Below are 21028 nucleotides of genomic sequence, written 5' to 3'. Positions count from 1 at the left end.
CTTTGCTGCCCCTTGTGCTTGGCGTTCAGCTCCCTTTCTCATAGCGGTCGTCTTTGCCCAGGGCAACGGCATGCGTAGCGACGATGATGCGGGTGGCGGAGGGATCGCCGTTGGAAGGAATCGCCACCAGGATGAGCCTGTTCGCCACCGCACAGCCGACGATCCTCGTTACCGGCGGCGCCGGCTTTATCGGCAGTGCGCTGATCCGCCTGTTGATGGCGACCACCCAGGCGCGGGTGGTCAACGTCGATAAACTGTCCTACGCCGGCAGCCTGCAATCGCTGACGACGATCGCCGATGACCCGCGCTATCGCTTCGAGCGGCTCGACATCGCCGATGCGCCGGCGCTGGCCGCCGTCTTCCACCGCCATCGCCCCGATGCGGTGATGCATCTGGCCGCCGAGACGCACGTGGACCGCTCGATCGGTGCCCCCAGACCCTTCATCGAAAGCAATATCGTCGGCACCTTTGTCCTGCTGGAGACGGTGCGCACCTACCGGGACAGCCTCGATGCCGCCACCAGGGCGCGGTTTCGCCTCCTGCACGTGTCCACCGACGAGGTCTATGGCAGCCTGGGAGCGACGGGATCCTTCCGCGAGGACCGGCCCTATCGGCCCAACTCTCCCTATGCCGCCAGCAAGGCGGCGGCCGATCATCTGGTGCGCGCCTGGCACCACACCTACGGGCTGCCGGCGATCATCAGCAACTGTTCCAACAATTATGGGCCGTATCAGTACCCGGAGAAGCTGATCCCGGTGCTGATCTTGAACGCGCGGGCCGGCCGGCCGCTACCCATCTATGGCGCCGGCGCCAATGTGCGCGACTGGCTGTACGTGGATGATCACGTGGCGGCGCTCTGGCAGCTGCTGAACGCGGGCGAGGTGGGCGAAACCTACAACATTGGTGGCGGCTGCGAGCGGACCACCTTGCAGGTGGCGCACTGCGTCTGCAGCCTCCTCGATCGGCTGCTGCCCACATCGCCGCATCGCCCGCACGCCCAGCTGATCCGCTTCGTCGCCGATCGCCCGGGGCACGACCTGCGCTACGCCATCGACGCCAGCAAGCTCGCGACCAGCCTTGGCTGGCAGCCGCAGACCAGCTTCGAGCGCGGCCTGGCGCAGACGGTCGCCTGGTACCTCGCCAACGAGGACTGGTGGCAACCCTGTCTCACCGGCGACGATCGGCTGAATGCCGACGAGAAACGGGATTGTGGCGACCACGCTGTCTGATGCACACCAGGGCCAGAAGGGGACGGTCGCGACATGGTGAACGGCGGACGCAAAGGGATCATTCTCGCCGGCGGTAGCGGCAGTCGCCTCTATCCGGCGACGGAGGTGATCAGCAAGCAGCTGCTGCCGGTCTACGACAAGCCGATGATCTATTATCCGCTGTCGACGCTACTATTGGCGGGAATTCGCCGCATCCTCGTCATCTCCACCCCGGATCACCTGCCGCTCTTTACGCGCTTGCTCGGCAACGGCTCCCAGTGGGGCATTGAGCTCAGCTATGCGGTGCAGCCGCGCCCGGAAGGACTGGCGCAGGCGCTGCTGATCGGCGCCGACTTCAGTGGCGGCGCCCCCGTCTGCCTCATTCTCGGCGACAATATCTTCTTCGGCCACGGCCTTGCCGAGCGACTGCAGCAGGTTTCGGCCCAGACCGAGGGCGCGACCATCTTCGCCTATGCGGTGAGCGATCCAGCGCGTTATGGCGTGGTAGAGTTCGACGCCGAGCAACGGGCGATCCGACTGGAGGAGAAGCCGGCGCAGCCGAAATCCAACTTCGCGGTGACCGGTCTTTATTTTTATGACCATCAGGCGGTGGAGATCGCCCGCGCTCTGCTCCCCTCGCCGCGTGGCGAACTGGAAATCACCGACGTCAACCGCGCCTACCTGACACGACAGCAGCTACGGGTGGAAATCCTCGGCCGCGGCATGGCGTGGCTGGACACCGGCACCCATCAGGCGTTGCATCAGGCGGCTGCCTTCGTCCAGATCATCGAGGCACGCCAGGGCCTGAAGATCGCCTGCCCGGAGGAAGTGGCGTGGCGGATGGGCTTTATCGACGATGAACAACTGGCTCGGCTGGCCGCCGCCACGGCGCAGTCGGCGTATGGCGGCTACCTGCAGGCGCTGCTGCGGGAGGCCAGCGGGTCGGCGGGTGCCAGCGGANTGAAAACGACCGAGACGACGTTGCCGGGCGTCCTCTTGATCGAGCCAGAGCTGTTCGAGGATGACCGGGGCACCTTCTTCGAGAGCTACCAGCAGCTGCGCTATCAACAGGCGGGGATCACCGCAGCCTTCGTCCAGGACAACGTATCCCTGTCGCGCCGTGACGTCCTGCGCGCCNTGCACCTGCAAACCGCCAACCCACAGGGCAAGCTGGTGTTCGCGCTGACCGGCAGCATCTTCGACGTTGCCGTCGACCTGCGTCGTGGCTCACCCTGCTTCAGCCGCTGGCTCGGCGTCGAGCTGTCGGCGGCAAACCGACGGCAACTCTACATCCCGCCCGGGTTCGCGCACGGTTTCTGCGTCAGCAGTGACGCCGCCCTCGTTTGCTACAAGTGCACGGACATCTATAACCCAGGCGCCGAGTTTACTATAATCTGGAACGATCCGACGGTGCAGATCGCCTGGCCGGTGGCGACGCCGGTGCTTTCAGCCAAGGATGCGCAGGGCCTGCACCTGAGCGAACTCGACCCGGCGCGGCTGCCTGTCTATCGCGGCTAACTGGCCACGCCGGAACGCAGTCGCGGATCAGAACAGTGAGTACTGGAGGTCGTGCCTGTGCCTAGCATCGTCCTCTTCGGACGCAGCGGACAGATCGGCTGGGAGTTGCAGCGGACGCTGGCCCCGCTCGGCCGTGTCGTAGCCCTGGGGCGGGAGGATACCGACCTGATGCAGGCGGAGGAGATCCGTGCCGCCCTGCGCGAAGTGCAGCCGCAGCTGATCGTCAACGCCGCCGCCTATACCGCGGTCGATCAGGCGGAGAGCGAGCCGGCGGCGGCGATGGCGGTCAACGGCGATGCGGTGGCGGTGATGGCGGCGGAGGCGAAGCGCCTCGACGCCATCTTCGTGCACTTCTCCACCGATTACGTCTTCGACGGCCGGGCGGCACGACCGCTGACGGAGACGGACCCGGTGGCGCCCTTGAATGCCTATGGTCGCTCCAAACTCGCCGGCGAGGCGGCGATCCGCGCCAGTGGTCTCATCGCCTATCTCATCCTGCGCACCAGTTGGGTCTACGCCGCGCGCGGCCGCAACATACTGACAACGATGCAACGGCTGGCGCGAGGCGGCGACGACATCCGCGCGGTCAATGATCAGCTGGGAGCACCCACCTGGGCGCGGCTGGTTGCCGAGGTGACGGCGCAGGTTCTGGTCGCTTCGCGCGGCGGCGGTGACTGGGCGCCGCTGCGGGATCTGGGCGGCACCTATCATCTAGCCGCGGCCGGCGAATGCAGCTGGTACGACTTCGTCCGGGCAATCCTCGCCGCCTCACCGCGCCCCGACGGCTCGGTCGCGCACGTGGCACCCATCTCGAGTCATGACTATCCCAGCAAGGCGCCGCGCCCGGCCTATTCGGTCCTCGATACCGCGCTGCTGCGCTCGGTATTTGCCGTTTCACTTCCCCACTGGCGGCAGGGGCTCGATCTGTGTCTCGATCTGCCACCGCGGGCATCGATATTGTCTTCCCGGCCCAGCCGTCTCGCCCCTGCCCCTGTCTCGCCCCGTGTAGGAGGGTGACCATGCCCCCGGAAACGATCCTTCGTCGCATGTTCGATGCCGCCGTGGCAGCGGCGATGGCCAATGCGCGGCTGATCGCGGCACTGCCGCCGCCGCCGCGCGGCCGAACCGTCGTCGTCGGCGCGGGCAAGGCGGCTGCTGCGATGGCGGCGGTGGTGGAGCGGACCTGGCCAGGGCCACTTAGCGGCGTCGTTGTCACCCGCTATGGCCATGGCGTGCCCACCGAGCGGATCGAAGTGGTGGAGGCGGGGCACCCCAACCCGGACGCGGCAAGCCAACTGGCTGCCGAGCGGATGCTGCAGTTGGCGACTGGCCTTGGTGCCGACGATCTGCTGCTGTGTCTCGTCTCCGGCGGCGGCTCGGCGCTGATGGCATTGCCGGCGCCGGGGGTGACGCTCACCGATAAGCGCCAGGTGACGCAGGCGCTGCTGCGGTCGGGCGCAGCCATCGACGAGATCAACACCGTGCGCAAGCACCTCTCGGCGATCAAGGGTGGGCGGCTCGCTGTCGCCGCCGCGCCGGCGCCGGTGGTGGCGCTGCTCATCTCCGACGTACCCGGCGACGATCCGTCGGTCATTGCCTCCGGGCCGACGGTGGCTGATCCCGGCACCTTCGCCGAGGCGCGTCGCGTCATCGCCCATTACGGTATCGAAGTGCCGGACAAGGTGGCGGCGCATCTGGCCGCTGCGGTAGACGAAACACCGAAGCCGGGTGACGTCCGCCTGGCCGGCAGCCGGGCGATGGTCATCGCCACCGCCCAGGACGCGCTGGAAGCGGCGGCAGACGTGGCGCGCCAAGCCGGGATCGAGCCGGTGATCCTCGGCGATGCCCTTGAGGGCGAGGCGCGGGATGTGGCCAAGGTGCTGGCCGCCATCGCCCGCCAGGTGGCCGCCCACGGCCAGCCGGCGGCGGCGCCGTGCGTCCTTTTGTCCGGTGGCGAGACGACGGTGACCGTCCGCGGCAAGGGCCGCGGTGGGCGCAATGCGGAGTTTCTGTTGGCGCTGGCAATCGCTCTTGCCGGCCACCCGCGCATCTGCGCCCTGGCTGCCGATACGGATGGCATCGATGGTAGCGAGGACAATGCCGGTGCCATCATCCNNCGCCCCGACAGTCTGGTGCGGGCCGCGGCTCTCGGCCTCGATGCGCGGGCGCTGCTTGCCGACAACGACGCCTACAGCTTTTTCGCCGCGCTGGGTGATCTGCTGGTCACCGGGCCGACCCGGACCAACGTCAACGATTTTCGTGCCATCCTGATCAGCCGCTGAGGTTGGTTACCAATCGCGCGACAATCGCGGTCCCTTGTGTTACTGAGAAAGCAAAAGCAGACGCCCGCGATCGCTAACGACTGCTTCCGACGAAGGGTGCACCGTGTTGGGTCCATCAAGGAGGCAAAGCATGTTTGACGCCCGCGATCTTCTTGGCCGGTTGCTGCAATCCGGTCTCTCCGGTTCCACCAACGAACGGCTGGGCAACGCCATGGGGCCGTCCGGCCTCGGCCAGGGTGGCAACCCGCTGTCTGACATCCTTTCGCAACTCTCCGGTCTCGCCGGCGCTAGCCAGGGCAGCGCAACCCAGGGTGGCGCAGCGCAAGGTGGTTTTGGTCAAGGTGGCTTTGGTCAAGGTGGCGCCGGACAGGGCGGTTTTGGCCAAAGCGGGCTGAGTGAGGCCCTGGGTCAAGGTGGCCTCGGTGGTCTTGCCAACATGGCGGAATCAGTCCTTGGACAGATTTCTGGCGGGGGCGCGGCGGCAATTCACTGGCGATCGGCGGCCTTGCCGCGCTGGCGGGAGCGCTGCTCGGCGGTGGCCGTGGCGCCAGCCGGGGTGCGCTCGGCGGCGGGCTGATGGCCATCCTCGGCAGCCTCGCCTATTCGGCGCTGCAGGCGCGGGCGCAGTCGGGAGCTTCGGCCGCAGTACCGCCGCCGGTGGGACTTTACGAGCCATCGACACCGGCGGAGGAACAGGCGCTTGACGAGGCCGCCGCTATTGTTGTGCAGGCGATGATCAATGCCGCCAAGGCCGACGGTCAGGTGGATGCGACGGAAAGGGCGCGCATTCTCGGCCGGCTGGTCGAGGACGGCGCCGATGCCGAGGCGCAGGCCTATGTGGAGGCGGAATTGTCCAAGCCGCTCGCCACGGCGGCGCTGGTCGAGGCGGTTGCCGGCCGGCCCGACCTGGCAATCCAGGTTTACGGGGCGTCGCTGCTGGCGATCGACATAGACACACCGGCGGAGACAGACTATCTGCGCTCGCTGGCGAACGCGCTGCAACTCGACGCGGCAACAGTGGCCAGCTTGCACGAGGCCTTTGGCGTGCACTAAGGAACGGTTGCCGGCGCGTCGGTCTGATGCCGCCGCCGTCTCCCCGAGGTAGCGGATCAACAGCAAGCGATTGAGAGGAACCGTCCCGATGCCCGAGAGCAAGACCTTCAATGGGGTGACGAAACAGACCTGGGAACAGCTCCAGGCCCTGGGACGGGAGCGGCACGGCACCGAATTTCGGCCGAGCGACGATTTCAACGGCACGGCGACGACGGCGACGCCCTTTGGCAAGATCGTTCTCGACTACGCCCACGATGAGCAGCAACAGACGATCACCTACACCATCGTCACCAAGCCCATGTTCGTGATGAGCCCAATGATCTGGAGCGGCATCGAGCGAACGATCGACGGCCTGCGCACCGACAGCAAGGCCTGAGCGTCGCCGCTGACACCGTCAGCGGCGCACCGCCGGCGCTGCCGCCCACTATTATTTTGTCTGCTGCGAGTCGTAAAGGGCGTTACGCTTGCCGAGGTTGACGCCTTACTACGGAATTGCTGAATGCATCCTCCGCTAGCAGCCTGTCGGACTTAACGCGAGGCGGAGCTGTGGGTTATAGAATCCGGGCATGGATTCACGCCCCCGGCCCGGACCTCTTCGGCATGAGCAACTTCCGCCCGATCGACCGCGACAGCGGATTTCTGATGCCGCCGTCGGTGGACGAGTGGCTTCCGCAGCGGCACTTGGCGCGGTTCGTGGTGGAGGTGATCGCGGGGCTGGATCTGCGGCCGATGACCGGCAGCTACCGTGGCTCTGGGGAAGCGTCCTACCACCCCAGCCTTCTGCTGGGCATTCTGATCTACGGCTACGCCACCGGGGTGTTCTCCAGCCGCAAGCTGGAGCGGGCGACCTATGACAGCGTGGCGTTCCGCTTCATCGCGGCGAACGATCATCCGGACCATGACACCATCGCCGCGTTCCGCCGACGCTTTCTGCCGCAGATCGAGAAGCTGTTCGTCCAGGTGCTGGTGCTCGCGCGCGAGATGGGCGTGCTGAAGCTGGGAACGGTCGGGCTCGACGGGACCAAGGTCCACGCCAATGCCAGCCGGCACAGCGCGCTGTCCTATGACCATGCGGGCAAGCTGGAGGCCCAACTGCAGGCCGAAGTGGCCGATCTCATGGCCAAGGCAGAAGCGGCGGACCAGGTGGACATCGCTGACGGCATGTCGATCCCCGACGAACTGGCGCGACGTGAGGAACGGTTGTCCAGGCTCGCCGAGGCCCGGGCGAAGATCGAGGCCCGCGCGAAGGAACGCTTCGAACGGGAGCAGGCAGACCATCAGGCGAAACTCGCAGCACGGGACGCCAAGGCAGCGGCCACCGGCAAGAAGCCCACGGGCCGTGAGCCGAAGCCGCCGGTGGCGACGCCGCTGCCCACGGATCAGATCAATCTGACCGACGAGGAAAGCCGCATCATGGCGGTGGCGGGCGGCGGTTTTGAGCAGTGCTACAATGCGCAGGCGGCGGTGGCGGCGGGCAGTCTGCTGGTGGTGGTCGCCGACGTGGTGCAGGCGCCCAACGACAAGCAGCAGCTTACACCCATGCTGGACAAGATCGGCACTCTGCCGGACGTGCTCGGCAGGCCGGACATGCTGTTGGCGGACAATGGCTACTTCAGCGAGGCGAATGTGCAGGCCTGTGTGGCCGGCGGGATCGAACCGCTGATCGCACTTGGTCGCGAGGCGCATCATCTCAGCCTGCAAGAGCGCTTCGCTGCGGCGCCACCGGCGCCCGAAGACCCCACCCCGGTTCAGGCGATGGCGTATCGGCTGCGCACGCCGCAGGGCCGCGCGCTCTACGCCCTGCGCAAGCAGACGCCCGAGCCAGTGTTTGGCATCATCAAGTCCGTGCTGGGGTTCCGGCAGTTCCTGCTGCGCGGGCTCAATGCCGCCCGTGGCGAGTGGAGGCTTGTGACCATGGCATGGAACCTGAAGCGGATGTTCGCCCTCAGCCGCGCCGTCTAGCCTGCGCGGCCAGTTCCGCAGGCGCGCCAGCGCGACCGCACCGCCCAAAATGGCGCTGACAGAGGCGCCGACGCACCGATCCCTACGCAGGTCCGGCGACGCCCGAGACGCAAGTCCGACAGGCTGCTAGGATATCGCATCCTAATGGATGACGGCAGGCTGTATTTCTTGATGGCTCCGCGTTCGCCTTCGCGGCGGAGCTTATGGCAGATTTGTCGGCAGCTCGAGAATCTGCAGAAGCGTACAAATCTCAGTGTCCGCTTGTGCGGCCTGCACAAGGTCCGAGAGCTGGAACCGCGACGCCAATTGCTGTCGGTTCACCGGCTTGCGGTACGATGGCCACGTTTTAATCAGGCGATGTTCGGCGTCTCGCGCGTAATGAGGGAAGGTCTGCGAATGGTCCGCATGTAACCTCAAGAGCACGCCTTCAAAGCAAGGTCGCTGGCGAATCAAAACCAACTCGCTCCGCTGGGCAAGTTCAATTGCCTCCCGGCTCCGCTCACTGCCATCTTCCAGGCGGTCCGTATCAATCAGCAGCACGCTCCGAACATGACGTCCGGCGCGCTCCTGGTCTTGCCCGCGGAGCTTTAATGTCTGGTCCACCAGAGATAACGGATCACCGCCACGCATTTCCGTTGGTCGAACGAGATGCTTGTGACATCGGGATGCATCGCACAGATCCTGCAACCACGCGCAAAAGGCGCGTTCGGACGCGCCCTCAAATGCAATGAATATCCTGCGGCGTTGGCGGATGTGATGCCTTGCCACTGTCAGCCAATGTTCGGAACAGCGCCGAAAGCGCCACCAAGATATTTCTTCTGTAAGCTCGGCTCCCGCCGCAACCCCTGAAAATCGCGCAAAGCCGTCACCGTACTGGCGCCACCGCGCGACTTTTCGACGAGGAATATCTCTTCTTTTTCAAGATACTCCATGAGTGCCGCGTTATGTCCGGCAAAAAATAGCTGCGCCTTGTAGCGATTCACAACCGGGTCATGAAACCAGCTGAGGAGTTCTGGAACGAGTAGCGGGTGCAGGTCCACGTCAAACTCGTCGATGATTGCCGGCCGGCCGGTCTGCAGCGTGAACCAAAGTACCGGGAACATCGCGAGGAATCGTCGCGTCCCGTTCGACTCTTCTCCCAGCAGAACCGTCCCCTCCAGACCTTCGTGTTGAAATACGGCGACAAGCCCATGGGAGGTATTTTCGATAGTCATATTCTGTAGGCCCAGATCGAGTCGGCCAAGTTGTCTTTGCAAATCTGCCAGCGCGTTCTCGTCGGAATGCAGAAACCGGAGTGCGGACTCGATGTTGAACGGCGCCGTCTGCAAATCAAAAAGATTTCGCTGGGTCAACGCGATGTCGTTCCAGGCAGTTCGAAACATTGGATGGTTCAGCTGAGCCATCGTCGAAATGAGGCTGGCATTGGGGCGGACGGCCTTCAGCCGGCTGTCGGAGGGTGGCAGATCAAGCTCCGAAGCGCAGCGGATGCCGCGCGCATCTCTTCGAAATAGAGCGCGGAGCCGCCGCCCGTCTCGCACCAAAAGCGCTTCCGTTAGCACTGCGGCGCCAGCGCTCCTGCTGTGGTTGATCGTCAGCTCGTAGCGGTAAACATGGCCGACTCCTCCGATCCACTCGGCATCGAAGTCGACGGCGATTCGCGTCGGGCGGTCCCACCAAGCAGCGGACCGGAATGGCTGGAAATATGGAACGGGCTGATCTGGTGGCAGGAAAAAACTATGCACCGCAAAATCGAGCGTGCTCGTCAGCGCCCGCAAAACGGTGGTCTTGCCTGACGCGTTCGGTCCGAAAAAAGCGACCACCGTCGGCAGGTGGACGTCGGCGGTTCCATGCGATGCAACGAAACGCGGCATGTCCGGGGCTGTTCGCGGCAGCCTCAGATCGATCGTCTGTGTCTCTCGGATCGACCGGTAGTTCTCGATTTCAATGCGGTGGAGCATGTGTCGACCGGTTGCTTGCCTTGAGCGAACTCAATCGATTGTAGGTCACAAATCATGGCAACGAAACGTCGATTGCCACATTTTTTTGTTAAGGTAGCCCATATGATGGGGAGTGAATAGAAAAGCAAAAGGCCGCGGGGTGAACCGCGGCCTTCCGTAACTTTGAACGCGTGGGTCAGACAGACTTAGAAGTCCATATCGCCCATGCCGCCCATACCACCCATGCCGCCACCGCCCGGCATCGGCGGGGACTTCCGCTCCGGCTTCTCGGCGATCATCGCCTCGGTGGTGATCAGCAGGCCAGCGACGGACGCGGCGTCCTGCAGCGCGGTGCGGACCACCTTGGTCGGATCGATGATGCCGGCCTTGAACATGTCCACATACTCTTCGTGCTGGGCATCGAAGCCGAAGCTCAGGTCAGCCTTGTCGAAGAGCTTGCCGACGACCACCGCACCATCGACGCCGGCGTTCTCGGCGATCTGCCGCACCGGTGCCTGCAGCGCTTTGCGGATGATGTTGATCCCCGCCTGCTGGTCGGCGTTATAGGGGTGNAGGCCTTCGAGCACATGCGTGGCATAGAGCAGGGCGACGCCGCCACCCGGCAGCACGCCTTCCTCAACCGCAGCGCGGGTCGCGTGCATTGCGTCCTCGACCCGGTCCTTCTTTTCCTTCACCTCGGTCTCGGTCGCGCCGCCGACGCGGATCACCGCGACGCCACCGGCGAGCTTCGCCAGACGCTCCTGCAGCTTCTCGCGGTCGTAGTCGGAGGTGGTATCCTCGATCTGCGCCCGGATCTGGGTGCAGCGGCCCTGGATCTCTTCCTTGGCGCCGGCACCTTCGATGATGGTGGTCTCTTCCTTGGTGATGATNACCACCTTCTTCGCCGTGCCCAGCATATCGAGGGTGACGCCCTCGAGCTTGATGCCGAGGTCTTCGGAGATGACCTGGCCGGCAGTGAGAATGGCGATGTCTTCGAGCATCGCCTTGCGACGATCACCGAAGCCCGGCGCCTTCACCGCTGCGACCTTCAGGCCACCGCGCAGCTTGTTGACGACCAGCGTCGCCAGCGCCTCGCCCTCGATGTCCTCGGCGATGACCAGCAGCGGCCGGCCCGACTGGACCACCGATTCCAGCACCGGCAGCAGCGGCTGCAGGCCGGAGAGCTTCTTCTCGTGAATGAGGATCCACGGGCTTTCCAGCTCGCAGGTCATCTTCTCGGCATTGGTGATGAAGTAGGGCGAGGTGTAGCCGCGATCGAACTGCATGCCTTCGACGATCTCGAGCTCGCTCGTCAGGCTCTTCGCCTCTTCGGCGGTGATCACGCCTTCCTTGCCGACCTTCTCCATCGCCCGCGCCAGCATGGCGCCGATCTCTTTCTCGCCATTGGCGGAGATCGTGCCGACCTGAGCGATTTCGGCGTTGGTGGAAACTGGCTTCGAACGGGACTTCAGATCGGCGATGATGGCTTCGACGGCGATATCGATGCCGCGCTTCAGGTCCATCGGGTTCATACCGGCGGCCACTGCCTTCGCGCCCTCACGGACGATCGCCTGACCGAGCACGGTCGCGGTGGTGGTGCCGTCGCCGGCGAGGTCGGAGGTCTTCGAGGCCACTTCGCGCAGCATCTGCGCGCCCATGTTCTCGAACTTGTCGGAAAGTTCGATCTCCTTGGCGACGGTGACGCCGTCCTTGGTGATCCGCGGCGCGCCGAAGCTCTTGTCGAGGACGACGTTGCGTCCCTTCGGGCCGAGCGTTACCTTAACCGCGTTGGCAAGGATATCGACGCCACGCAGCATGCGCTCGCGGGCATCGGAGGAAAATTTTACGTCCTTAGCAGCCATATCGTCGTGCTCCCTTTAGTTCCGCTCAATAAATTACTTTTCAATGATGCCCAGGATGTCAGATTCCTTCATGATAAGGAGATCTTCACCATCGACTTTAACTTCCGTGCCGGACCATTTACCGAAAAGAATGCGATCGCCCGCCTTGACCTCGAGCGCGATAATCTCGCCGTTCTCGTTGCGTGCGCCAGGACCGACAGAGACCACTTCGCCTTCCTGGGGCTTTTCCTTGGCCGAATCAGGAATGATGATCCCGCCCTTGGTCTTCGCTTCTTGCTCGATCCGCTTGACGACGACGCGGTCGTGCAGGGGACGAAACTTCATGGTTTACCCTCCATGCTGTTAAAAACATCCGCGTGCGCGGCGTTGTTAGCACTCTCACCCGGTGAGTGCCAAAGAGGTAGGTCGCACCTCAGTGAGTGTCAAGGACTGGATCTCGCTGACCGTCCCCCGGCCGGCGGCGATGATGGGCGGCGATGATGTTGCTGCAATGCAACATTTTGGTGGTGCCTGTGCCCGCCGATGGTGGGGTGATCGTGACGATTGCCGATCCGGTATATAGAGTGCCGGCCGGACTCGCCGCTGTTGGCGGCGGGCCAGCGGCGTGCCGGTATTGCGCGCGCGGTGTTGCGTGGGGCCGAGGGTGGCCCCACCCTCGGCGTCGGCGCATTGCGAGAAAAAAACATGCGCACGGCGGTAAGTCACGGAAAGACCATGCGATGAAGACCACCCCTGCGAAGGACGCCACTTCCGGCCATAAGAAACGTCGCAGCCTGCCCTCCAAGCTTTGGGGCTGGGCGCGCGCCATGCGCCGTGTGCTCCGGCTGGTTCCCCCCCGGCAGCGCTACCTGGTGATCGTCGGCCTGTTCTTTTCCAGCCTGATGGAACTGATTGGCCTGACGATGATCATTCCGTTGCTGGCCTCGACGGCGCAACTGAGGGAGTCGAAGGGCATCGCCATCGCGGTGCAATCGCTCTTTTCCAGCATCGGTATTCCCTTTTATCCAGCCTATCTGCTGGTGGTGATCTTCATCGGCCTTGGCCTGAAGGCGCTCATTGGCGTCAACGTCATGCGCTACGTCAGCGATATCGTTGGCGAAATCACCAGCAGCTTTCAGCTTGAAATGATCAAGGCGCTGTTGCGGGCGCGATGGTCCTATTTCATCCGTCAGTCGCTGGGGCGCATGGTCCACGCCACCGGAGCGGAAGCGGCCGCCGTCGGCGAGTGCTTTCAGCGGGTGACCTCGATGCTCGCCAACGGGCTGCAGTCGCTCCTGTTCCTGATTCTCGCCGCCTTCATCTCCTGGCCACTGCTCGTTTTCGCCCTCTTTCTCGGCCTGGCGATGCTGATATCCTTCGGCAAGATGGTGCAAGGCAGCCGCCGTGCGGCGCGGCGCTATCGGGAGCAGATGCGCGCCGGCGCCAGCACGTTCACCGACGCGATGATCGGCATCAAGCAGGTCCGCGCCATGGGCCGCACCGAGCACTTCAGCCGCATGTTCGAGGACAACGCCCGCTTGCTGGCGGGAGCGCTGCGAACGCGGGTGTTCAGCAGCGAATACGCGGTGGAACTGCAGGAACCGATCATCGGCTGCATGATCGCCGCGAGTTTCTTTGTCGCCCTGAACACGTTCAACCTGTCGCTGCACGAAGTGGTGATCATGGCATTGCTGCTGGTGCGGACAGTGGGCGCGATCACCCCGATCCAGCGGGATTTCCAGAAGTTTACCCAGGCTTACGACCAGTTTCAGTCGCTGGAGCGGCTGCTGAAGACGGCCCGTAACGAAGCCGAGATTTCGTCGGGCAGCGGCCAGCCGACGCTTAATCAGGGGGTCACTCTCGAAGGCATCAGCTTCGGCTACGGCGACAAGATCGTCCTCGACAACGTGTCGCTGACCATCCCGTTCGGTCAGATCACCACCATCGCCGGGCCATCGGGGGTGGGCAAATCCACCACCGTCGATCTCATCGTCGGCCTGCATCGGCCGCAGGCGGGACGGATTCTGATCGACGGTCAGGACCTGCAGGACATCGACCTGCATAGCTGGCGGCGGCTGATCGGCTACGTGCCGCAGGAGATCACCCTCTTCCACGACACCATCTTCCAGAACGTCTGTCTCTGGGAGGAAGGCGTGTCGCCCGAGCAGGTGGAGGCGGTGCTGCGGGCAGCCGGCGCTTGGTCGTTCGTCCTCGAAAGTCCGGAGGGCATGAACCGTCAGGTCGGCGAGCGTGGTCAACGCCTCTCCGGCGGTCAGCGCCAGCGCATTTCGCTCGCCCGCGCACTCCTGCTGCAACCAAGACTACTGATTCTGGACGAGGCCACCACCGGTCTCGACCCGGAGACCGAAGCGGAAATCTGCAGCCACATTCGCGATCTATGCCGCAACACCGGGCTTACCGTGCTGGCCATCTCGCACCAGCCGGCTTGGCAGCGGATCGCCGATAACGTCCACCTGTTCACCCCGCGCAGCGAGGACAGCCCGCCGGCCGCGGCGAGTGGCGGGGGCGGCCCAGTCCCCAGCGCCGCTTCCCCGCAGCTGACTTAGCCGGTGTCAGGCGACCGTAAACCCGTCCCGAATACGCTCGCAAGCGAGCAATTTCTCCGGCGCTTTTCATCCGCTGTTAACGGCGCGGCATAATACTGTCCTGGTCTGCTAGGGTGGCGTAGTCCCGCCGGGGAACAGGTATGGAATTCTCCCACTCGCTGGAAGAGGCTAACGCGGTTGCTGAAACCGCGCTCGGCATGATGCGCCAGCGTGATATCGCACCGCATCCGCACAACTACAGCTTGTGGCATGGCTACGCAAGCCGGGAGAATCCGCAGCTCAACCAGGCCCTCGAATTAATTTTTACTACCCGGCGGCGCCCTCCGAGGAGGAGGTGCNACGCCGTCTTCCGCACCTTCTGCGCCACCGTGCCCGAAACCGTACCGGCGCAACTGGTCGCCGATCGGATGGAAGCCGAACTGGCGAAGGTGCTGGCAGCGGCGGAGACGACGGCGAACGCCGCCTGCTCCTATGGCAGCAGTCTCGAAGAGGCGAGCGACGTCGTGGAGTGTATGCGCACCGGCAAGGATCTGCGCCTGCTTATCCTCGCTATCCTGCGCGAAACGCGGGCCATTGCCAAACAAAGCCGCGACCTTGGAGAGCAACTGCGCCAAAGCCTACAGGAAGTGTGCAGACTTCGCCAGCAACTGGAGGTGCCCCGGCTGGAAGTGATGACGGACGCGCTGACCGGGCTGGCCAATCGCAAGATGTTCGATCACATCCTGGGCGAAGCGGCACGCGAAGCAATCGCCAGTGAGACCCCGCTATCCGTGTTCATGCTCGACATCGATCACTTCAAGACGTTTAATGCCGCCCACGGCAACACGACTGGCGACCAGGTTCTGAAACTTCTGGCGGTAACGCTGAAGCAAAGCCTCAAGGGCCAGGACACGGTCGCGCGCTATGGCGGCGGGGAGTTTGCGATTATCCTGCCGCGAACGCGGCTAAAGGATGCAGCGGCGCTTGCGGAAGGCATCCGCCAGCGGGTCGCAAGCAAGTGTGTCGTCCACCTGCGAACGGGCGATCAACTGGGGCGGGTGAGTGTTTCAATCGGGGTTGCCCAGTTCAACTTCGGTGAGCCGCTGCATAAGTTTCTCGCGCGGGCGGATCACGCACTGCATTTTGCCAAGCGCTTTGGTCGTAATCGCGTCGTCGGCGACAGCGGGAGTTTGCCCCTGCCCGACGCTCATGCCTGACTTCGGGCTTCCCCGCTCTCGCCGCTTGCCGGCCGCGGGCTCTCGCGCTGCCGGGGTGACCATGGCAGATCGTAACCATGATGGCTGATAAGAACCGCAACCGAGCGGTCGTCCTCGCGCTGCTATTGCCCGTTGGCGTGACCGCGCTGCTGATGGCGTTGCAGGTAATCGAACCCCGCCCGTGTGTGGCGATCCTCCTCGCCATCGCCGTCGCCGGGTTGGGTCTCTGGCGGCGCCGCCGCGACGGCATTCAGCCCTTGCCACCGGTCGACCCCAGGCCGTCAGCCGTTCCGGCCGAACTGCTGGAATGTCTCCCCGATCCGGTCATCCTGCTCAATAATCGGCGTGAAATCCTTGCCAGCAATCGCGCCGCGCGCGAGACGCTTGGGGTAGGGCCGGTGGATAGCGATCTGGCTCTGTCGCTGCGCCACCCGGTGGTCCTGGCCGCCGCCGAGAGCGTGGCGCAAGGCGCGCCTAACTTCAGCGAAGAGGTCACCCTGCCGTCGCCTGTCCCACGGACCTTCTGCGTTTTTGCCGCCGGACTGGCGAAGTCGGCTTCAGGCCAGCCGACGCAGATCGTCCTGGTGTTTCGCGACGAAACAAACGTCAAGCGAGCGGAGCAGAGCCGCGCTGATTTCGTCGCCAACTCGTCACACGAACTCCGTTCGCCCCTGTCGGCGATCATCGGCTTTATCGAGACCCTGCTCGGCCCGGCGAGCGAAGACGACGAGGCGCGCATCCGCTTCCTGACGCTGATGCAGGGCGAGGCCTACAGAATGGCGCGTCTGGTCGATGACCTGATGTCGCTCTCCCGGGTGGAGATCAACGAACACATTCCCCCGCGCGTCGTTGTCGATATGGCGGCACTGGTCGACGAAGCGGCGTGTACGCTGGCACCGCGGGCGGAAAAGAAGCAGATGACGATGGAGGTGGACTGCCAGCCGGCGCTACCCTGTGTGGTCGGCGATCCGGATCAACTCACCCAGGTGGTCCACAATCTGGTGGACAACGCCGTCAAGTATGGTCGCCCGCAAACCCGCATCCGCATCCTCGCCAGGTCAATTGATCGTCTGCCGGGAACGAATCAGCCCGGCGTGTCGATCGCGGTTGCCGACGAAGGCGAGGGCATTCCGTCGATCCACCTGCCGCGGCTGACCGAGCGTTTCTACCGCGTTGATGAGGGTCGCTCGCGCCGCTTGGGCGGCACCGGCCTCGGCCTCGCCATCGTCAAGCACATCGTCAATCGTCATCGCGGCCGGCTCACCATCGAAAGCGTGTTGGGACGCGGTAGCACGTTTACGATCTTTCTTCCGGCGGTGAAGCAGCAAGCGCCTGAGCCTGCGACGGAAACTGGCACCGATCGCGATGATGTCATAAAAGCGTAGCGTAATTGTCATGCCGCCATGATATCCACCTTGGCGCAGGCGGTCCGTCCCCCTTACAACCGCGTCCTTCGGCGCGGGGCGGCGACCCCGCAGGCCGGTTCTCTGACCCGGAAAATCGGGAGTAGGCAATGATCGGAAAGATTCTGATGATGTCCTTTGTGGCATCTGTCGCGCTCGCTGCCAGCGCTGAGGCGCGTGACCAGATTCGTATCGTCGGATCGTCCACCGTTTATCCCTTCAGCACGCGGGTGGCGGAAGAGTTCGGCAAAACGACCAAGTTCAAGACCCCGGTGATCGAAAGTACCGGCACCGGTGGCGGCTTTAAGCTGTTCTGCAGCGGCGTCGGCATCGATACTCCGGATATCGCCAACGCATCGCGGGCGATCAAGAAGTCAGAGATCGAAANNTGCGTCACCAACGGCGTCACCGAACTTACCGAAGTGAAAATCGGCTTTGACGGCATCGTCCTTGCCAATTCGAAAGCCGCGCCGCGGATGGAAATCACGCTAGAGCAGCTCTATCTCGCCCTGGCCAAGGATATTCCGGACGGCTCCGGCGGCTTCAAGCCCAATTCCTACAGTAAGTGGAGCGAGATCAGCCCCACCCTTCCCGACGCCAAGATCGAGGTTCTCGGGCCACCGCCCACGTCCGGGACACGAGACGCGTTCGTCGAACTGGCGATGGAAGGTGGCTGCAACCAGATTCCGGCGATCGCTGATCTGAAAAAAAGTGACGAGAAAAAGCACAAAGCGGTGTGCCAGGGCATCCGCGAAGATGGTGCCTTCATCGAGGCCGGCGAGAACGACGTGCTGATCGTCCGCAAGCTGGAAGCCAATTCGAATGCCTTCGGCATATTCGGCTACAGCTTCCTTGATCAGAACCAGGAGAAGATCCAGGGCAGCAAAATCAACGGCGTTGAGGATAATTACGACAACATCGCCAGCGGCAAGTATCCGATCGCCCGCTCCCTCTACTTCTATGTCAAGAAGGCGCATGTGGCAGCGGTCCCGGGCATCAAGGAGTTCGTCGCCGAATTCGTCAGCGACAAGGCTTTTGGTCCCGAAGGCTACTTGGCCGACAAGGGTCTCATTGCCCTGCCCGATGCCGAGCGGGCGGCAGTGCGCAAGCAGGCACTGAGCCTCGCCAGCAACGTTGCGATGTAGGGTGNNGATGGCGAGGTCCGTACTCAGGACCGGCGGCGGCAGCCGTTGTCGGTTCGAGGCGGATCGGCCATACTTTCAACTTGACCAGGGAACGCCGTGCCGACGGGCGACAATAATGCGGTCACGGTGTTCAAGACGAGAAAACGAAGCGTTTGCGGTCGGTAGTACAGAGGTCGTATGGTCGTTTGGGCAGTCCTCCTGCTGATCCTGGCGCTCGCTGCGGTCGGTTATCAGCTGGGAAAGCAGCGGGCGCTGGCCGCCTCATCCCGCTCCGGCCAACCCCTGCATTCACTTCCCAGCTACTATGGCTATTACGTCGCCTTGTGGTGTGCGCTGCCGGCCTTGGCGCTGGTAACGCTCTGGCTGGTGCTGGAACCACGGCTGGTTGAGGCGCTGCTGGTCAACGCGCTGAGCGCCGAGCAGCAGTCGTTGTCGCCGGCACAGCTCGGCCTGATGCTCAGCGACATTCGCAACCTCGCCCGCGGCGACGTGGCCAGTCAGGTCGCCGATCCGATGATGCTGCAGGCCGCTGCGCATTACCGTCATCTGCTGCTGGTCAGCCGCATCGCCCTTGCGGTGCTGGGTGTTGCCCTCGCCATTGCCGGGTTGACCTGGGCGCGCCGGAAGATCGTGCCGCGCCTGCGCGCCCGCAATCAGGTTGAAGCGGTGATCCGTGGGTTTCTCATCGCCAGTTCGACGCTGGCGATCCTGACCACGGTCGGGATCATCTTTTCGCTGGTGTTCGAGGCGGTGCGGTTTTTCCTCCGCATCTCGCCGATTGACTTCCTCTTTGGCACCGAGTGGAGCCCGCAGATCGCCTTGCGCGCCGGCCAGGTGGCAGGATCGGGCCTGTTCGGAGCGATCCCGCTCTTTGTCGGCACCCTGCTGATCTCCTTCATCGCCCTGTGTGTCGCCATGCCGGTCGGCCTGCTGTCGGCAATCTACATGTCCGAATACGCCCACCGACGCGTCCGTGCCGTCATCAAACCGCTGTTGGAGATCCTCGCCGGCATCCCTACCGTGGTCTACGGCTTCTTCGCCGCGCTGACGGTCGCCCCCTTCGTCCGCCAGACGGGCGAGCAGGTGGGCCTCGTCATCTCCTCGGAAAGCGCCCTTGCGGCGGGGCTGGTGATGGGGGTGATGATCATCCCCTTCGTCTCCTCTTTGTCGGACGACGTAATCACCGCCGTACCAAGGGCGATGCGCGAAGGCTCCTACGGCCTCGGTGCCACCCAGTCGGAGACGATCATGCGGGTGGTCATTCCGGCGGCGCTCCCCGGCATTGTCGGCGGCTTCCTGCTTGCCGCCTCACGGGCGATTGGTGAGACGATGATCGTCGTCATGGCGGCCGGTCTCGCCGCCAACCTGACGGTCAATCCGCTGCAGGCGGTGACCACGGTAACGGTGCAGATCGCCACGCTGCTCGTCGGCGACCAGGAGTTCGACAGTTCCAAGACCCTGGCGGCCTTTGCCTTGGGTCTCGTCCTCTTTTTCGTTACCCTGGCGCTGAACATCATCGCCCTGCGGATCGTCAAGGCGTATCGGGAACAATATGAATAGCGGCTTCTCAGCCGTGGCACCGGCGGCGATACCGGCGCTTGATGCGGCGACGGTGGCGGCGAGGGTGACCGCGGGACTGCCGCGGCGCTATGCTGCCGAGCGGCGCTTTCGTGCCTACGGGGTGATCGCCATCTGTTTTGCCGTCGCCGCCCTGGCGACGCTGCTGTTCACCATCATCAGCACCGCCCCTTCCCNNGCCTTCACCCAGACGATGCTGCGCCTGCCGATCACCCTTTACCCGCAAGAGTTCGATCTTACGGCGCCGGGCGATGCCGACGCGTTGTCGCGGGTCGATTACCAGCGGCTGGTTCGCGACGCCCTTGAGGACCTGTTTCCCGACGCCACCGGCCGGCAGGATCGCCGCGAACTGTTCGCGATGATCAGCCCCGGTGCCACCTATCGTCTGCGCGAGAGGGTGATGGCGGACCCGTCGCTGATCGGCCAGCGTATTGAGCTGCTCGTTCCAGTCGCCGACGACATCGACCAGCTGGCCAAGGGCCACATCATGGCCAGCAGCGAAGAGTCGGCGCGGCGTGTCTCCGATCGACAGCTGGACTATTTCACGCGGCTGCAGCAGCGCGGGATGATCGAGCGGGTGTTCAATACTACCTTGTTCACCGCCGGCGACTCGCGCTCGCCCGAGCTGGCAGGGGTGTGGGGCGGTCTCGTCGGCACCTTGTGGACCATGGTGATCACGATTCTGCTGTCGTTCCCGCTCGCCGTCGGTGCCGCCGTCTACCTCGAGGAGTTCGCACCGAAGAACCGCTGGACCGACCTGATCGAGGTCAACATCAACAACCTGGCGGCGGTGCCGTCCATCGTCTTCGGTCTCCTAGGCCTCGCCGTCTTCATCAACTTCTTCGGACTGCCACGCTCGACGCCGGTGGTCGGCGCCCTGGTGCTGGCGCTGATGACGCTGCCCACCATCGTCATCGCCTCGCGCGCGGCGATCAAGTCGGTGCCGCCTTCGATCCGCGAAGCCGCCCTCGGTGTCGGCGCCTCGAAGGTGCAGACCACCTTTCACCACGTCATCCCCCTCGCCATGCCCGGCATGCTCACCGGCGCCATCATCGGCATGGCACACGCGCTGGGCGAAACCGCGCCGTTGCTGATGATCGGCATGGTCGCCTTCATCGTCGACATTCCCACCAGCCCGCTCGATCCGGCGACGGTGCTGCCGGTGCAGATCTATCTGTGGTCGGATGCGCCGGAGCGTGCCTTCGTCGAACGGGCGGCGGCGGCCATCGCCATCCTCTTGGGCTTCCTCGTGCTGATGAACCTGATTGCGGTCGTCTTGCGCCGCCGGTTCGAGCGGACGTGGTGAGGGGCAAGATGCCGACACCAACCCGGCGGCAG

The 21028-nt window shown here is 64.1% G+C and carries 19 protein-coding genes; 14 read left to right on the top strand and 5 right to left on the bottom strand.

Features of this window, described 5'->3' with window-relative positions:
• Nucleotides 1-25 precede the first annotated feature (25 nt).
• Nucleotides 26-148 (bottom strand): hypothetical protein, encoded by a 123-nt coding sequence (locus HQ394_RS20460; RefSeq protein ID WP_263053781.1) that lies wholly within the window; start codon nt 146-148, stop codon nt 26-28.
• On the opposite strand from HQ394_RS20460, the gene rfbB reads away from it, so the two are divergent.
• The 8 genes from rfbB to HQ394_RS09355 all read left to right on the top strand — a co-directional run bounded on the left by rfbB (nt 132) and on the right by HQ394_RS09355 (nt 8023).
• Nucleotides 132-1229 (top strand): dTDP-glucose 4,6-dehydratase, encoded by a 1098-nt coding sequence (rfbB, locus tag HQ394_RS09385; RefSeq protein WP_190263024.1) that lies wholly within the window; start codon nt 132-134, stop codon nt 1227-1229. The two genes, HQ394_RS20460 and rfbB, sit on opposite strands and share 17 nt — an antisense overlap.
• A 33-nt stretch (nt 1230-1262) precedes the next feature.
• Nucleotides 1263-2726 carry a glucose-1-phosphate thymidylyltransferase RfbA gene (gene rfbA, locus HQ394_RS21490; RefSeq protein WP_190263023.1) on the top strand — a complete coding sequence of 488 codons (1464 nt, stop codon included), beginning with the start codon at nt 1263-1265 and terminating at the stop codon, nt 2724-2726.
• 57 nt (nt 2727-2783) lie between these two features.
• On the top strand, nt 2784-3743 hold the full coding sequence (gene rfbD / locus HQ394_RS09375; RefSeq protein ID WP_190263022.1) for a dTDP-4-dehydrorhamnose reductase: 960 nt from the start codon (nt 2784-2786) through the stop codon (nt 3741-3743).
• A gap of 29 nt (nt 3744-3772) precedes the next feature.
• On the top strand, nt 3773-5008 hold the full coding sequence (locus HQ394_RS09370; RefSeq protein ID WP_456151575.1) for a glycerate kinase type-2 family protein: 1236 nt from the start codon (nt 3773-3775) through the stop codon (nt 5006-5008).
• Nucleotides 5009-5138: 130 nt separating this feature from the next.
• Nucleotides 5139-5585: a hypothetical protein gene (locus tag HQ394_RS19800; protein ID WP_223291986.1), complete on the top strand. Its 447-nt coding sequence runs from the start codon at nt 5139-5141 to the stop codon at nt 5583-5585.
• The gene (locus tag HQ394_RS09365) at nt 5498-6061 is read left to right on the top strand and encodes a tellurite resistance TerB family protein (protein WP_223292074.1); all 564 of its coding nucleotides are present in this window, start codon (nt 5498-5500) and stop codon (nt 6059-6061) included. The genes HQ394_RS19800 and HQ394_RS09365 overlap by 88 nt, the downstream gene beginning before the upstream one ends.
• Nucleotides 6062-6149: 88 nt before the next feature.
• Entirely contained in the window at nt 6150-6437 is a 288-nt protein-coding gene (locus HQ394_RS09360) for a hypothetical protein (protein WP_190263020.1), read from the top strand.
• A 224-nt stretch (nt 6438-6661) separates the two neighbouring features.
• Entirely contained in the window at nt 6662-8023 is a 1362-nt protein-coding gene (locus HQ394_RS09355) for an IS1182 family transposase (protein WP_190260069.1), read from the top strand.
• A 201-nt stretch (nt 8024-8224) separates the two neighbouring features.
• Here HQ394_RS09355 and HQ394_RS09350 read toward each other — a convergent pair whose 3' ends face one another.
• The 4 genes from HQ394_RS09350 to groES form a co-directional block, all read right to left on the bottom strand.
• Nucleotides 8225-8791, bottom strand: a complete 567-nt coding sequence (locus HQ394_RS09350; RefSeq protein ID WP_407644725.1) for an RloB domain-containing protein — start codon at nt 8789-8791, stop codon at nt 8225-8227.
• A gap of 2 nt (nt 8792-8793) precedes the next feature.
• A complete protein-coding gene (locus tag HQ394_RS09345) occupies nt 8794-9981 on the bottom strand; it encodes an AAA family ATPase (RefSeq protein ID WP_190263018.1) in 1188 nt (395 codons plus the stop codon).
• A 185-nt stretch (nt 9982-10166) separates the two neighbouring features.
• Complete coding sequence (groL, locus tag HQ394_RS09340; RefSeq protein WP_190263017.1) at nt 10167-11822, bottom strand: chaperonin GroEL; 1656 nt, start codon at nt 11820-11822, stop codon at nt 10167-10169.
• A 33-nt stretch (nt 11823-11855) separates the two neighbouring features.
• Nucleotides 11856-12146 (bottom strand): co-chaperone GroES, encoded by a 291-nt coding sequence (gene groES / locus HQ394_RS09335; RefSeq protein ID WP_190263016.1) that lies wholly within the window; start codon nt 12144-12146, stop codon nt 11856-11858.
• A gap of 395 nt (nt 12147-12541) precedes the next feature.
• Here groES and HQ394_RS09330 point away from each other — a divergent pair, with 395 nt between their 5' ends.
• The 6 genes from HQ394_RS09330 to pstA all read left to right on the top strand — a co-directional run bounded on the left by HQ394_RS09330 (nt 12542) and on the right by pstA (nt 20996).
• A complete protein-coding gene (locus tag HQ394_RS09330; protein ID WP_190263015.1) occupies nt 12542-14368 on the top strand; it encodes an ABC transporter ATP-binding protein in 1827 nt (608 codons plus the stop codon).
• Nucleotides 14369-14736: 368 nt separating this feature from the next.
• Nucleotides 14737-15564 (top strand): GGDEF domain-containing protein, encoded by an 828-nt coding sequence (locus HQ394_RS09325; RefSeq protein WP_190263014.1) that lies wholly within the window; start codon nt 14737-14739, stop codon nt 15562-15564.
• Nucleotides 15565-15641: 77 nt separating this feature from the next.
• On the top strand, nt 15642-16949 hold the full coding sequence (locus HQ394_RS09320) for an ATP-binding protein (protein ID WP_190263013.1): 1308 nt from the start codon (nt 15642-15644) through the stop codon (nt 16947-16949).
• Nucleotides 16950-17077: 128 nt separating this feature from the next.
• The gene (locus HQ394_RS09315; protein WP_190263012.1) at nt 17078-18112 is read left to right on the top strand and encodes a substrate-binding domain-containing protein; all 1035 of its coding nucleotides are present in this window, start codon (nt 17078-17080) and stop codon (nt 18110-18112) included.
• Between the two features lie 177 nt (nt 18113-18289).
• Nucleotides 18290-19672 (top strand): phosphate ABC transporter permease subunit PstC, encoded by a 1383-nt coding sequence (gene pstC / locus HQ394_RS09310; RefSeq protein WP_190263011.1) that lies wholly within the window; start codon nt 18290-18292, stop codon nt 19670-19672.
• Nucleotides 19665-20996: a phosphate ABC transporter permease PstA gene (gene pstA / locus HQ394_RS09305; RefSeq protein WP_190263010.1), complete on the top strand. Its 1332-nt coding sequence runs from the start codon at nt 19665-19667 to the stop codon at nt 20994-20996. The genes pstC and pstA overlap by 8 nt, the downstream gene beginning before the upstream one ends.
• The last annotated feature ends 32 nt before the right edge of the window (nt 20997-21028 follow it).

It is taken from the genome of Defluviicoccus vanus (assembly GCF_014672695.1).
Lineage (GTDB): Bacteria > Pseudomonadota > Alphaproteobacteria > Rhodospirillales > Defluviicoccaceae > Defluviicoccus > Defluviicoccus vanus.
The sequence above is the reverse complement of the archived record's forward strand: the minus strand, read 5'-3'. Positions and strand labels throughout refer to the sequence as shown.